Genomic DNA, 15,066 nt, shown 5'->3' with positions numbered 1-15,066 from the left:
TAATAACTGCTCACCCTGCAGGCCGATTTGGACAGGATGAACAGGATGAACAGGATTCTTGCTCTGTGGTGTGCAAAACTATCGGCACGAGAGTTCGAATATCCTGTCAATCCTGTGAATCCTGTCTGAATTCCAGGCAGACCCAGTAGTTAAGCGGCTGGAAAGGTTTGAATTGGCATGTTGACCTGGGAAGAACAAAATCTCATCGAGCAGGCGGTTTACCCTGCATACACCGAGGCCGCGTATGGCGAGATGCGGCGGCGATTGGCCGCGGCCCTGACCCCCGGCGCGCTGGTGCTGGACGCGGGCAGCGGGCCGGGCACCTGGCTCCTGCGCCGCCACCGCGCCGACATCGAAGTGGTCGGCCTGGACCTCTTTCGCCCCGACCCCCTGCCGTCGCATCGGTACGCCATCGGCTCGCTGGACGCCATTCCCTACCGGGACGCGCTGTTCGACCTGGTGCTCTGCTACGATGTCATCGAACACCTGGCGCGGCCGGCACAGACCTTTGCCGAATTCTGGCGCGTGCTCAAGCCCGGCGGCCTGCTGGTGGTCAAAACGCCCAACCTGGCCGGCCCTTCGACGCTGGCCGCGGCCGTGCTGCCGCACGCGGCGCATGTGGCGGTTCATCGAGGCCTGGGCACGCGTGAGGGTAGCGTCTTCCCCACCCTGTTCCGCTGCAACACGCGGGCCGCTTTGGCCGCCAGGATGATGGCCGCCGGCTTTGTGAGCGAGGCGCTTTACACCGTGGATGAGACCGCCGGTTATTTCGCCTTCGTCCGCTGGAGTTACGCCTTGGCCCTGCGCTACAGCCGCCTGCTGGCGCGGCCGGCGTTGGCCGGTCTGCGCAGTGGCCTGATCGGATTTTTCCGCAAACCGCCTTTGGCGCCCTCGCCTAACGATGGTACAATGAAAAGGCCCTTTGGATCATAAGACTAGCCCCGGAGGAAGTACCGTCAATGGATATCCGATTTGGAACCGATGGCTGGCGCGCCGTCATCAGCGACACCTTCACCTTTGCCAATGTGCGCCTGGTCGCGCAGGCCATTGCTGATGTCGTCTGCCAGCAGTACCCCGATGTTGCCCCTGTGCGCATGGTGGTTGGTTTCGACACGCGTTTTTTGTCCGACCGCTACGCGCGCGAGGTGGCCTGTGTCCTGGCTGCGAACGGCATCCAGGTTGACCTGACTCATGCAGACACGCCCACGCCGGTGATTTCGCACGCCATTGTGCTGCACCGGGCGCAAGGCGGCGTCATGATCACGGCCAGCCACAACCCGCCGCGTTACAACGGCATCAAATTCAAGGCGGCGTATGGCGGCTCAGCCTCGCCGGCCGACTGCAAGCGGGTGGAGGCGCGTCTGCTGCAAAACGAGCAGGAAGGCCGCAAACCGCTGATTCTGGATTTCGACGAGGCCCATGCACAGGGCCTGATCCGGCGCTTCGACCCGCGCCCGGCCTATCGCGATCACCTGGCGACCCTGGTGGATTTCGAGACGATTGGGCGCGGCGGGCTGCGTGTGGTGGTAGACGCCATGTACGGCGCCGGCCGCGGCTATCTGGCCGAGTTCCTGCGCGATGCGGGCGCTGAGGTGGTTGAACTGCGCGGGGAGATGAACCCCGGCTTCAACGGCATTCATCCCGAACCGATCGAGCGCTACTTGCAGCCGTTGGCCGAAGCCCTGAGCGGCGGCGACTGGCATCTGGGCCTGGCGACCGACGGCGACGCTGACCGCATCGGCGCGATGGCGCCGGATGGCCGCTTCATTGACCCGCATGTCATCATGTCGCTCAGCCTGCGCTACCTGATCGAGCAGCGCCAACAGCGCGGCATGGTGGTCAAGACCGTTTCCACCACCCAGATGCTCAATCGCCTGGCGGCCCGCTATGGCCTGGAGCTGCGCGAGACGCCGGTGGGCTTCAACCACATCAGCGACCTGATGATGAATCATGATGTCTTGATCGGCGGCGAAGAGTCGGGCGGGATCAGCATCAAGGGCCACATCCCGGAGGGCGACGGCGTGCTGATGGGGATGCTGTTAGCCGAAATCCTGGCCGCGCACGGCGGCGATTGCCAGGCGCTGTTGAACGACCTGGTGCAGGAGGTAGGCGCGTTCTACTACGCGCGCAACGACTTTCAACTGCGCACCATCAACGGCCAGCCGCCCTTCACCAAGAGTGAAATGGTGCAGCGGCTGATGCAGTCTCCACCTGCCACATTGGCCGGAATGCCGGTCGCCCGCGTGCTGGCCAACGACGGCGTCAAGTACATGCTGCAGGACGACAGTTGGCTGCTCATTCGCCCATCCGGCACCGAACCGGTGCTGCGCATGTACGCCGAAGCACGCAGCGCCATCATGGTGACATCGCTGCTGCAGGCTGGCGAGACCCTGGTGCCGCCGCCGGGAAAGCTAAACGGGAGCCATTAGCCCGACCGCGGCGCATGCCGCGGCCGCCAACAGCCTGAACAACGAAGGCCGCATCACACAGATGCGGCCTTCGTTGTTCAGACGTTCTTGGTCGTCTCCTGGCGCAAGCGTGCCAGTAAGCGTTCACGAAACCCGCGCGGGGGTGTAACGGAATCATGACCGGCCATGGCTTGATGCGTCCAGGTCAGGCTGGAACGGCAACGCAGGCAGACCGCCAGGTGGTCATGGATCAGTCGAATTTCGTCGCGGGTGGCAAGGTTATCGAGGAAAGTCGCGTAGAGAGATTCCAATTGCTCGCAGGTCACCAGTCGCCTCATTTTGATTATTTCACGCTTCGCTGCATTAGCCGTCTCATGGTTGCGTTGATTCGTTCTAGTGCTGTAGACGGGAAAATAACAAAATTGTCACACGATCGCGTCGGCCCGGCATGATTGCTGCGACGTTGCGGATGGTTGACGCTAGTCTGAATCGGCTTTATAATGTACCTGGCCGAGGCGTTCATGAAACGATCATCTGGAGCAACCAATGTCACCGCACAAATCGCAACCGCCGCGCAGGCGTACCATCGAGCATGGGAAGGAGAGGGGGAAAAGCATGGCAAGCGCACTCAATTTGCTGATTGCTGGCATCATTGGATTCATTGTGGGGCTGGTACTTGAACTGGTGCTGGAAATCTGGTATTTTCGGCGCTGGCGCAAGCAGGTGCGCGATGAACGGGTAGAGCAGTTGCAGGCGACCGTGCGCGCGAAAGACAGCCGCATCGGCGACCTGGATGGCCGTTTGGAACGGGCACAGACGCGCATGAACGCCCTGCAAGGGGAAGTGGCGCAGCGTACACAAGAGATGGAGCGGATGCAGGCCGAACGCCTGGCTCGCCTGGCAGCCGTGGTCAGCGACGCGGAGCCGCTGGAGACCGCTGAGCTTGAGACGCCCGCCGTCGCCCTACCGACCTTCGAAGCGCCCGCGGTCGAACTTGGCGCATTCGAGACGCCCGCGCTGGAACTGCCCGCAGTCGAACTGCCGGCCTTCGAGACGCCCGCGGTCGAACTGGGCGCATTCGAGACGCCCGCGGTTGAACTGCCGGCCTTCGAGACGCCCGCGGTCGAACTTGGCGCATTCGAGACGCCCGCCATCGAACTGCCGACCTTCGAGACGCCCGCGGTCGAACTAGGCGCATTCGAGACGCCCGCGCTGGAACTGCCCGCCGTTGAACTGCCAACCTTCGAGACGCCCGCGGTCGAACTGGGCGCATTCGAGACGCCCACGCTGGAAGCACCCGCCGTTGAACTGCCGACCTTCGAGACGCCCGCGGTCGAACTTGGCGCATTCGAGACGCCTACGCTGGAAGCGCCTGCGGTCGAATTTGGCGCATTCGAGATGCCCACGCTGGAAGCGCCTGCGGTCGAACTGCCGACCTTCGAAGCGCCCGCGGTCGAACTTGGCGCATTCGAGATGCCCACGCTGGAACTGCCCGCCGTCGCCCTGCCGACCTTCGAGACGCCCGCGGTCGAACTGGGCGCATTCGAGACGCCCGCCGTTGAACTGCCGACCTTCGAAGCGCCCGCGGTCGAACTTGGCGCATTCGAGACGCCCACGCTGGAACTGCCAGCGGTCGAACTGGGCACATTCGAGACGCCCACGCTGGAAGCGCCCGCCGTTGAACTGCCAACCTTCAATGCGCCCGCCGTTGAACTGCCAACCTTCGAAGCGCCTGCGGTCGAACTTGGCGTATTCGAGACGCCCACGCTGGAACTGCCAGCGGTCGAACTGGGCACATTCGAGACGCCCACGCTGGAAGCGCCCGCCGTTGAACTGCCAACCTTCAATGCGCCCGCCGTTGAACTGCCAACCTTCGAAGCGCCCGCGGTCGAACTTGGCGTATTCGAGACGCCCACGCTGGAACTGCCCGCGGTCGAACTTGGCGCATTCGAGACGCCCACGCTGGAACTGCCCGCCATCGAACTGCCGACCTTCGAGACGCCCGCGGTCGAACTTGGCGCATTCGAGATGCCTACGCTGGAAGCGCCTGCGGTCGAATTTGGCGCATTCGAGATGCCCACGCTGGAAGCGCCTGCGGTCGAACTGCCGACCTTTGAAGCGCCCGCGGTCGAACTTGGCGCATTCGAGACGCCCGCCGTTGAACTGCCAACCTTCGAGACGCCCGCGGTCGAACTTGGCGCATTCGAGACGCCCGCCGTCGAACTGCCAACCTTCGAGACGCCTGCGGTCGAACTTGGCGCATTCGAGACGCCCACGCTGGAACTGCCTGCCGTCGAACTGCCGACCTTTGAAGCGCCCGCGGTCGAACTTGGCGCATTCGAGACGCCCGCCGTTGAACTGCCAACCTTCGAGACGCCCGCGGTCGAACTGGGCGCATTCGAGACGCCCACGCTGGAAGCACCCGCCGTTGAACTGCCGACCTTCGAGACGCCTGCGGTCGAACTTGGCGCATTCGAGATGCCTACGCTGGAAGCGCCTGCGGTCGAATTTGGCGCATTCGAGATGCCCACGCTGGAAGCGCCTGCGGTCGAACTGCCGACCTTCGAAGCGCCCGCGGTCGAACTGGGCGCATTCGAGATGCCTACGCTGGAAGCGCCCGCGGTCGAACTGGGCGCATTCGCCCTGCCCGCCGTCGAACTGCCGACCTTCGAAGCGCCCGCGGTCGAACTTGGCGCATTCGAGACGCCCACGCTGGAACTGCCAACCTTCGAAGCGCCCGCGGTCGAGATGCCCGCGTTCGCCATGGGGGCTGTCGGCATGGCGGTCAGTGGCCTGCCAACACGCGGCCCCGCAGCGATCACCCTGGGCGATGACCCCTTGATTGATATTGACGGCATCGGCCCAGCCTATGACCAGCGGCTGCGCGCGGCCGGCATCACCACCTTTGCCGGCCTGGCTGCACTGTCCGTCGAACAAGTGGCCGCCATCATCAAGGCGCCGGCCTGGCGCAAGACCAATTATGCAGACTGGCTCAGGCAGGCAAGGCTGGCAGCCGAGCAGGGCGCGGCGGCGCTGCAGGCACAACCGTCGCTGCGCGCGCTGCAGCCTGATAACCTGGCGCTGCTGGCGCAGGTGGGCGAAAAGACAGCCGATGCGCTGGCCGCGGCCGGTTTCTACAGCTTTGCCGGTCTCGCCGCGGCCACGCCGGCCGAACTGGCTGCCGCTGTGGAAGACGCCGGTTTGCCCGTCGGTAACTACGCAGCCTGGATTCAGGAAGCGGCCGAGCGCAGCACCGGCGCGGACGGCCGCCGGCGCAGTGTCAAACCGTTGGAGTAGACGCTCAGGGAGAAGCCGATGCAACCACAACGCCCACCATTCTGGGAATGGCCGCTGGATCGCCTGAATGTGCTCCTGCTCACCGGCGCACTCATCGTGCTCCTGCTGTTGAGCGTGTTCAACTTCACGATTCAGCGTCGCGCGTCCGAACTGGCCCTGGCAACGCCCACGCCTCTCGGCCCCCCTGTCCCCCCTGTCGTTCAAACAGTGATCACGATCGCGCCGCCGGCAGCACCCGAGACAACGCCGGCGGTCACCCGTACAATCACACCTACCACTCCGGCCGACGTCACACCGCTCGCGATTGTGACCCCGCGCCACGGGTCACGATTCCCCACGCCCCTGGCGCACGTCGCGGGCACCGCGCCTGCCGGCGCCACCGTCCAGGTTTTTGACAACAATCGCCGCCTCGGGCAGACGGTGGCCGGCGCTGACGGCACGTGGGCGCTTGATCTGAGCATCCCGCTGGCCGAAGGCGATCACCTGTTGCGCGCGCAGGCCAACGACGCGCAACAGCGGCCCCTGGGACGCTCGGCGCCGGTGTTGGTGACTATTCTGGCGCCCGAGCCGCCCAAGGTACTGGCGCCCACTGCCAGCACGCGGCTGAACGCGCGCAGCGCGCCAACGATTAGCGGCTCTGCCATGCCCGATAGCCGGATTCGCGTGTTGGTGGATCAGCAGGCGCTGGGCGAGGCAAACTCGAACGCCAGCGGCGCGTGGCAACTCAAACTGACCAAGCCGTTGGCACGCGGTCAACACCGTCTGCGTGCGGATCTGATTAGTCCCAATGGCAATGTCCTCGTCAGCAGCGCAGAGGTGATGATCACGGTGGCCCCGTGACTTTTTCATCCATCGGGCGTGCTGGCCGCATACTCTTTCAACACCTCTGAAAATTGACAGACCCTGACCGCCACTCCCAGCCGGCGAACGTAACACGTTGGGGACATGGATCGGCTGGGAGTGCGGGCGAGACGCCTGCACTCCCAGCCGGCTATTGTTGAAGCAGGGCGTGTCATGGTATAATTTGCCCGTCAGGGTCTTATACCCCTTCTTGTCATTCTCGGTGTTTTGCACCCGCAAGACAAATACCGACTGGAGGAAAGCATGTCGAGTGCAGCGGTTATGTCTGAATCCATGAGCAGCAGCGGCGCGGTTGCTGTAGATAACCCCGTGGTTGAGCCGCAGGGCAAGGATATTTTTGCCAAGTGTCATGGCGCCTTCATGGAAGCCCGTCAGGCCATGGCCCAGGGCTATTATCCGTACTTTTTGCCCTTGTCGGAAAATGACGGGACCGAAGTCGAGTACCACGGTCACCGCTTGATCATGGCCGGCTCCAACAACTACCTGGGATTGACGACCGATGCGCGGGTCAAAGAGGCGGCGCTTGAAGCCATCAGGCGCTTTGGCACGAGTTGCACGGGGTCACGCTTCCTGAATGGCAGCCTGGATATGCACGAACAACTGGAGCGTGAGCTGGCCGAGTTTGTGGGCAAAGAAGCAGCTCTGGTCTTCAGCACCGGTTTTCAGGTCAACCTGGGCACTATCTCTGCTCTCGTGGGGCGGGATGATTATGTGGTGATTGATCGCGACGACCATGCCAGCATCGTGGATGGCTGCCGGCTGGCCCTGGGTGAGATGAAACGCTTCAAGCACAACGATGCGCGCGATCTGGCGCGCGTGCTGGCCGGTCTGCCCGCCGGTCGTGGTAAACTGGTGGTGGTGGACGGCGTCTTCAGCATGGGTGGCGACATCGCACCGCTGCCGGAGTACATCCCCATTTGCCAACGCTATGGCGCGCGCCTGATGGTAGACGATGCCCACTCCGTCGGTATCCTGGCCGGAGGCCGGGGCACCGCAGCCCATTTTGGCGTGACCCAGGACGTTGACCTGATTATGTGTACCTTCAGCAAAGCCTTCGCCTCGCTCGGCGGCTTCATCGCCGGCGCTGAAGAAATCATTTTTTACATCAAACACGCGGCGCGCTCCTTCATCTTCAGCGCTTCGATGCCGCCGTCCAACACGGCCGCCGCGCTGGCCGCGCTCAAAATCATGCGCGAGGAGCCGGACCGTTGTGATCGTGTCATCCGCAACGCGGCCCGCGTGCGCGACGGACTCACCAGCCTCGGCTTCAACACCGGCCACAGCGAAACGCCCATCGTGCCGGTCATCATCGGCGACGATATGCTGACCCTCCATGTCTGGAAAGCCCTATTCGAAGCCGGCGTGTTCGTCAACCCTGTCCTGCCCCCGGCCGCGCCGCTCAACCTTTCGCTCCTGCGCACCAGCTACATGGCAACCCACAACAATGCACAACTGGACCGGGTGATCGAGACGTTTGCGAAGGTGGGGAAGGAGATGGGGTTGATTTAGGGAATGATGAAATTGGCGTTGGTGACGGGAGCGACTGGTTTTGTGGGCGCGAACCTGGTGGCCGCGTTGACGCAGACGGGCTGGCGGGTGCGTGTTCTGCACCGCTCCTCATCCCGGCTGCACGCGCTGGATGGGCTGACCTTCGAACCAGCGCTGGGCGATGTGCTCGACCGTGACTCTGTCCAACGAGCGATGGAAGGCTGCCAGGTGGTGTACCACGCTGCGGGTGTGGCCGACTATTGGCGCAGCAGCCGTGAGCGCATGTTCCAGGTCAACGTGGAGGGGACGCGTCACGTGATGGCGGCTGCGTTGGCGGGCGGCGTGCCGCGAGTCGTACACACCTCGTCGGCGGCCGCGCTCGGCATCCCACCGCTGGGTCGCCCGGCCACCGAGGCGCAAACCTGGAATGTCTCCCCCAACCGTTTCCCCTATGGCCACAGCAAACATTTGGCCGAGCTGGTCGTGCAGGAATACGTGGCGCAGGGCCTGCCCGCGGTCATCGTCAATCCTACGGTCATCCTGGGGCCGCGCGATGTCAACCTCGGCTCGGACAGCCTCATCGTGGGTGTCTATAAACGCCAGTTGCCCTTTGTGCTGCCGGGCGGCGTCAATGTGATTGGCGTGGCCGATGTGGCCGCAGGGCATTTACTGGCCGCAGCGCACGGTCGCGTGGGCGAGCGCTATCTGCTGGGCGGCCAGAATGTGAGCGTGCCCGCGTTTGCCCGCCTGATCGGCGAGGTGATCGGTGTGCCTGCGCCAACCCTGGTGCTGCCCCGTGTCAGTGTGGCGCCGTTGGCCGCGCTGACCGGCCTGGCAAGCCGGGTGTCGCCCTGGCCGCTGCCGGTGACCGCCGACCTGATCCGCCTGGGCGCCGAGCCTTTTTACTTCGACCCGTCGAAGGCCATCCGTGAGTTGGGCCTGCCTCAAACGCCGCTGCGCCAGGTTGTTCAAGAAGCGTTCGACTGGCTGGTCATCCAGGGATATTTACACTAATTATTGGAGACAGAATCTTGGAACCTGAGATGCTGCGGGTAATCCCGCTGGGCGGTGTGGGCGAGATTGGCAAGAACATGCTGGTCATCGAATACGACAAAAACATCCTGGTCATTGATGCCGGGCTGATGTTCCCCGAAAGCGAAATGCTCGGCGTAGATGTGGTGATTCCCGACATCGAATACCTGGTCGAGCGCAAGGAGTGGGTGCGCGCCATCATCCTGACCCACGGGCATGAGGATCATATCGGCGCGCTGCCCTATATCCTGCCGGAACTGCCGGTGCCCGTCTATGCCACGCCCCTGACGCGGGGCCTGGTGGAGGTCAAGCTCAGGGAGGCGCGCATCACCGGGACGCAGATGCATACCGTGAGCACCAAGGACGTGCTGGAGTTAGGCCCGTTCAAGGTGGAGTTCTTCCATGTCTGCCACAGCATCCCGGACGCTGTAGGCCTGGCGATTACGACGCCGGTGGGCCTGGTGGTGCATGTGACCGACTATAAGTTCGACGCGCACCCGGTGGACGGCAAGCTGACCGATTTTGCCAAGCTGAGCGAGCTGGGCGATCGGGGCGTGCTGTTGTTGCTGAGCGATTCGACCAACGCGGAACGCCCTGGCTTCACCCCCTCAGAACGGGAAGTGGGCCTGGCGTTCGACCGCCTCTTCGGCCTGGCGGCCGGTCGCGTGATCGTGGCAACCTTTGCGTCCAACATCTCACGCGTGCAGCAGGTGATCACCACCGCGCGGCGCTATAACCGCCGCGTGGGCACGGTGGGGCGCAGCATGGTGAACAATGTGAAGATGGCGACGCAACTGGGCTACCTGGACGCAACCGCCGATGAGCTGTTGAGCACGGACCAGATCAACAATCTGCCGGCGAACCAGGTGGCGGTTGTCTGCACCGGCAGCCAGGGCGAGCCAACGTCGGCCCTGGTGCGCATGGCAATGGGGGAACACCGCAATCTCAAGATTCGCCCCGGCGACATGGTCATCATCTCCGCGACGCCCATTCCCGGCAATGAGGTCCTGGTCAATCGGACGATCAACAACCTGTTCCGCCTGGGTGCGGATGTACACTATTCGGGCCTGGGGGATGTGCATGTGTCGGGTCATGGCAGCCAGGAGGATTATAAGCTCCTCTTCAGCCTGACGCGGCCGCGCTTCTTTGTACCCATTCACGGCGAGTACCGTCACCTGGTGCTGCACGCCCGCCTGGCCCTGGAAATGGGCATGGCCGCGGAGAACGTACAGATCATCGAAAGCGGTCAGGTACTGCAGGTGCAGACGACCGGCCTGACGATCGGTGAGCGCGTGACCGAAGGGCATGTGCTCGTAGACGGCGTGACGGTAGGCGAGATCAGCGAAGTCGTGCTGCGTGACCGCCATCATCTGTCGCAGGATGGTTTCGTGGTCGCCATCGTCACCATGGACTCCACAGGTGAGGTAGTGGCCGCGCCCGAAATTTTGACGCGTGGCTTTGTCAACGTCAACGAGAGCGACGACCTGCTCAACCAGGCGCGTGACCGTGTGTGGGCGGCCGTGGCGCACAGCGCGCCGCACGGTAGCCTTTCCAACCGCATCAAACAGGTGCTGGCCGATTTCCTCTATCAGCAGACGCGGCGCCGCCCGATGATTTTGCCGCTGGTGGTTGAAGTATAATTTGCACTTTGCACTTTGCACTTTGCACTTTGCACTTCATTCAGGATGACACGGCATGGCTAAGGCAGTGAGCAAGAAGGGCGGGGGCAGCCAGAAGGACACCCGCAAACCGAGGGCGGCGAGCGCCGGCAAGCCACGGGCGCCGCGTGGCGGCGCGGGAACGCGCGGGCGCGCCGCCACGGAGGAACCGCCTGGCATCAACCTGGGCGAGCAGGTGGATCGCTTCCTCGAATTCATGGTGCGCGACGATACGCTGGGCGTCATTCTTCTGGCCGTGGCCGTCATCACCTTCTTCAGCCTGATTTCGCCGCGCGGCACCTTGACCGAAGGCTGGATCCAGGTCCTGCGCCGGGGCTTCGGCGTCGGCGTCTGGCTGACGCCGGTCTTGTTTGGCAGCGTGGGCATCTGGTTGCTGTTGCGCAAAGTGGCCAGCCACCGCGCACCGGCCCTGCCGCGCCTGGTGGGCCTGGGAGTGCTCTTTGTCGTGTTCGAGGCGCTGGCGCACTGGCTGGCGAATTCGGCCGATCCCGAACTGCTGGCCGAGCAAGGCGGCGGCGGCGGGCGCCTCGGTTTCAGTCTGACCGACCTGCTGGTCAGGGGCATTGGCCCGGCTGGCATGGCCATCGTGCTCCTGCTGTTGGCTGGGGTGGGGCTGTTGACGCTGATCGGGCTGACACGCACACGCCGCGCCATCGCTTATCTGCGCGGCGAGCCGCTGCCGGCGGCCGAAGTCGGGCCGGATGGGCTGCCGCTGCTCATCAACCCGCCTTTTATTACCGACATCGCCGCTGCGCTGCCGCCCACGATCTGGCAACGCGCGCGCACCTGGCTGGGTCACTGGCGCGAGCCGACCGGCGCTGACCGCGTCGAGGTGGTGGAGCCGCGCGTCATCGGCAGCCTGCCGGCCGGCGCTGCGTCTGCCTATCGCCTGGGCGGCTCCACACTCACAGCGCCCGGCGCCGCGCCATTACGGGCGGGCGGGACGCGCCTGCCGCCCATCAGCGCCGGCGCGATGGGAGAAAATCGCCCTCCCACCGGCGTGTTCGCAGAGAATCGCCCGTCCTGGCAACTGCCCTTCATCGAGGACATGCTGGATGAGGCCATAGATCAGGAGCTTAGCGTGGAGGACCTGGCGCGCCGCGCACGCCTGATCGAAGATACGCTGCGCGCCTTTGGTGTGCCGGTGACGGTGGTCGAGGTCAATCGCGGCCCCGCCGTCACCCAGTTTGGCCTGCGCCCTGACTTCGTCAAGAAGCGTTACCGCAAGAGCGAGACCGAAATGCAGCAGGAGGCCCTGCAGCGTCTGCGCAGCCTGCCGCGGGGCGAGCGTTTGCAGTGGGAGGCGGAGGCGCGGGCGCGCTTGGCGCGCTTGGGCCAGGAGCAGCCTGCGCCCGATCAACTGGAAACACAGATGGTCGAGCTGCTCATGGCGACATTGGACAAGACCATCGAGAAGGATGTCAAGATCAAAGTGGCGCGCATTCAGGCCCTGTCCAACGACCTGGCGCTGGCATTGGAAGCGTCGCCCATCCGCATCGAAGCGCCGGTGCCGGGGCGCTCCATCGTGGGTCTGGAGGTGCCGAACCGCCAGACGGCTCTCGTCACCCTGCGCAGCGTCATGGAGTCGGAAGTCTATCTGAACATCAAGTCGCGCCTCAAACTGCCCCTGGGGCAGGATGTTTCCGGTCAACCGGCCGTCGGCGACCTGGCCCGGATGCCGCACCTGCTCATCGCCGGCGCCACCGGCTCCGGTAAGTCGGTCTGCGTCAACACGATCATTGCCAGCCTGCTGTTCAATCACACGCCAGACACCCTGCGCCTGCTGATGGTGGACCCCAAGAGGGTAGAGTTGACCACCTACAACGGCATTCCGCACCTGATTGCGCCGGTGGTCACCGAGGTGGATCGGGTGGTGCCGATCCTGGCCTGGGCCACGCGTGAGATGGATCGCCGCTACAAGATGTTCAGCCAGCTCGGCGCGCGCAACATCGAGAGCTTCAACGAAAAGATAGCGGCCAAAGGCCAGACCGCGTTACCCTTCATCGTCATCATTATTGACGAATTGGCCGATCTCATGATGGCCGCGCCAGATGAAGTCGAGCGTTACATCTGTCGCCTGGCGCAGATGGCCCGCGCCACCGGCATCCACCTGATCCTGGCGACGCAGCGGCCCAGCGTGGATGTGGTCACCGGCCTCATCAAGGCCAACTTCCCGGCCCGCATCGCCTTTGCCGTCACCAGCCAGATTGATTCACGCGTCATCCTGGATCAGCCGGGCGCGGAACGCCTGCTGGGCCGCGGTGACATGCTCTTCATGGACCCCACCTCGCCCAACCTGGTGCGTCTGCAGGGCTGTTTCGTCGCGGACCGCGAGCTACATCGCCTGGTGGAGCATTGGCAAAACCAGCAGCCTGCCGGCGCCGCGGCTGTCTCGATGCCCGTGGAAGCGCAGATGCCCGCCGGCGCACCCGCAGAAAATCGCCCCCCCGCCGGCGCCTCCGCGTCCGGTGTGACGTGGCACAGCCCGGCCGGTTTCGACGCCCCGGCGCCGACCAGCCGTCCGCTGACCCCGTCCGCGCCCGCGGGGCTGCGCATGCCGCCCGCACCCGGCTTTTCTTCCTCGGCGCAGCCCGCGGTGAATTGGCCGCAGCCAGCCACACCAGGCCAGGCGCCGGTCACCGCGCCGCCGTCCGCAGCGGCCACCGAAGAACTGCTGAAGACCACCCTGCCCCCGCCCGGCGCCGTCATTCAAGCGCCGCTGTTCGACGAGATGTTCGCCGGTCAGGCTGGCGCGCAACCGACCCGCGACGCCCTCTTCGACGAAGCGGTCAACGTCGTGCGCGAAGCCGGCCGCGCCTCGGTTTCCCTCCTCCAGCGCCGCCTGCGCATCGGCTACACCCGCGCCGCCCGCCTCATCGAACTGATGGAGCAAGAAGGCATCGTCGGCCCTGACCCCGGCGGCTCACACGGCCGCGAAGTCGCGCCGGCGGATAGCCCGCAGGACGGGGCGGGTGACGTAGAAGCGTAAATCCCAAGCAAGACCAAGTCTGAGCAGGGCAATTTGGCAGGTGGTGTATAATCTGTCATTGGAAATCGTATAGGGTAAGGAGGGTTCTAATGACAGCCCTAAGTGTAGGTGCAACGGCACGGATAGCCGAAGTTCTCGATGTTGCTGAGCGTTTGACCTTGACAGAACGATTGCTCCTGGCGCGCTTTCTGCTCGATAGCGTTTTGACGAAAGAAATCGACGAAGAAGCCGATTGGCGCCACTTGAGCCTGTCAGCGTTCGAAAAGGAATGGGACAACGAGGAAGACGCTGTCTATGATGACTGGAGGGCGATCTATGGCGTTCCAACGCGGTGATAATGTAATGGTAGACTTGGACGGGATTCGCAACCTGGTGTGTGGAACTACAAATGCAACCTAATTGAGCCTGACGCCCCCATGAATCATTCCCTTCCTCGTCCCGTAGGGACGCCTGAATTTAGACGCCCCCATGAATCATTCCCCCCCTCGTCCCGTAGGGACGCCCGAATTTAGACGCCCCCATGAATCATTCCCCCCCCTCGTCCCGTAGGGACGCCTGAATCGAGAGACCCAAAAATGGCCAACACCTACACATGCCTCTTCTACCACATCGTCTTCAGCACCAAGAATCGCGTGCCCTACATCAGGGCAGAGATCGAGCAACGGGTATGGGAATACATGGGCGGCGTCGCGCGCCATCACGACGTGACCGCCGTGCAGATCGGCGGCATTGACGATCATATTCATGCCTTGACCATGTCGCCTCCCACCATCGCGCCAAGCCAGATCGCACAACACATCAAGGGCGACACCTCCAAATGGATTCACGAGACCTTCCCGGAATTGCGCGCCTTCGCGTGGCAGGAAGGCTACGGCGCCTTCACCGTAAGTAAATCAGGCGTAGCGGCAGTGGTGCGTTACATCCAAAATCAACGCGTCCACCACCAAAAACGAAGCTATCAAGCGGAGTACCTTGAATTACTACGGAGACATGAGATTGAATACGACGAACGCTATTTGTGGGGATAAATTCAACCGTCCCTACGGGACGATGACGCGTTGTGTGTGCGTACGTTGCTAAAGTCAGGTGTCCCTACGGGACACAACGCCCTTTTCCGCCGCGTCCCGTAGTCCCGTAGTCCCGTAGGGACGCCCGAACTTAGCAAATCAAAACCCATCGCGTCGCGTCCCGTAGGGACGCCTGAACTTAGCCATCGCGTCGCGTCCCGTAGGGAACGCATGAATTGCGCATCATGACGAATCTCGCCCCGCGTCTACGGGACGCCCAAATTGAGGATGCTGGTGACGAGCGT

The 15,066-nt window shown here is 63.6% G+C and carries 11 protein-coding genes; 10 read left to right on the top strand and 1 reads right to left on the bottom strand.

Translation table 11 applies throughout. From position 1 onward, the window contains the following. Positions 1-177: 177 nt before the first annotated feature. Both IPM84_12500 and IPM84_12495 read left to right on the top strand, forming a co-directional pair. Entirely contained in the window at positions 178-933 is a 756-nt protein-coding gene (locus IPM84_12500; protein MBK9093567.1) for a class I SAM-dependent methyltransferase, read from the top strand. Positions 934-959: 26 nt separating this feature from the next. Beyond that, positions 960-2,429, top strand: coding sequence for a phosphoglucomutase/phosphomannomutase family protein (locus IPM84_12495; protein MBK9093566.1), 1,470 nt, complete (start codon positions 960-962; stop codon positions 2,427-2,429). Positions 2,430-2,506: 77 nt separating this feature from the next. Here IPM84_12495 and IPM84_12490 read toward each other — a convergent pair whose 3' ends face one another. Next, positions 2,507-2,734, bottom strand: coding sequence for a hypothetical protein (locus IPM84_12490; GenBank protein MBK9093565.1), 228 nt, complete (start codon positions 2,732-2,734; stop codon positions 2,507-2,509). A 289-nt stretch (positions 2,735-3,023) separates the two neighbouring features. Between IPM84_12490 and IPM84_12485 the strand changes: the two genes are divergently transcribed. The 8 genes from IPM84_12485 (at position 3,024) to tnpA (ending at position 14,782) form a co-directional block, all read left to right on the top strand. Then, positions 3,024-5,705, top strand: a complete 2,682-nt coding sequence (locus tag IPM84_12485; GenBank protein MBK9093564.1) for a hypothetical protein — start codon at positions 3,024-3,026, stop codon at positions 5,703-5,705. 18 nt (positions 5,706-5,723) lie between these two features. Continuing rightward, a complete protein-coding gene (locus IPM84_12480; protein MBK9093563.1) occupies positions 5,724-6,545 on the top strand; it encodes a hypothetical protein in 822 nt (273 codons plus the stop codon). A 381-nt stretch (positions 6,546-6,926) separates the two neighbouring features. Beyond that, on the top strand, positions 6,927-8,075 hold the full coding sequence (locus tag IPM84_12475) for an aminotransferase class I/II-fold pyridoxal phosphate-dependent enzyme (GenBank protein ID MBK9093562.1): 1,149 nt from the start codon (positions 6,927-6,929) through the stop codon (positions 8,073-8,075). Between the two features lie 3 nt (positions 8,076-8,078). After that, positions 8,079-9,068: an SDR family NAD(P)-dependent oxidoreductase gene (locus tag IPM84_12470; GenBank protein ID MBK9093561.1), complete on the top strand. Its 990-nt coding sequence runs from the start codon at positions 8,079-8,081 to the stop codon at positions 9,066-9,068. A 29-nt stretch (positions 9,069-9,097) separates the two neighbouring features. Beyond that, positions 9,098-10,726 carry a ribonuclease J gene (locus tag IPM84_12465; protein MBK9093560.1) on the top strand — a complete coding sequence of 543 codons (1,629 nt, stop codon included), beginning with the start codon at positions 9,098-9,100 and terminating at the stop codon, positions 10,724-10,726. Between the two features lie 55 nt (positions 10,727-10,781). Then, on the top strand, positions 10,782-13,754 hold the full coding sequence (locus IPM84_12460) for a DNA translocase FtsK 4TM domain-containing protein (GenBank protein ID MBK9093559.1): 2,973 nt from the start codon (positions 10,782-10,784) through the stop codon (positions 13,752-13,754). Positions 13,755-13,843: 89 nt separating this feature from the next. After that, complete coding sequence (locus IPM84_12455; GenBank protein MBK9093558.1) at positions 13,844-14,089, top strand: hypothetical protein; 246 nt, start codon at positions 13,844-13,846, stop codon at positions 14,087-14,089. A gap of 240 nt (positions 14,090-14,329) precedes the next feature. Then, positions 14,330-14,782, top strand: a complete 453-nt coding sequence (tnpA, locus tag IPM84_12450) for an IS200/IS605 family transposase (protein ID MBK9093557.1) — start codon at positions 14,330-14,332, stop codon at positions 14,780-14,782. Positions 14,783-15,066 lie beyond the last annotated feature (284 nt).

Source organism: Candidatus Amarolinea dominans, from assembly GCA_016719785.1.
In the GTDB taxonomy this organism is placed as follows: Bacteria; Chloroflexota; Anaerolineae; order SSC4; family Amarolineaceae; genus Amarolinea; species Amarolinea dominans.
This window is presented reverse-complemented; position numbering and strand designations above follow the sequence as displayed.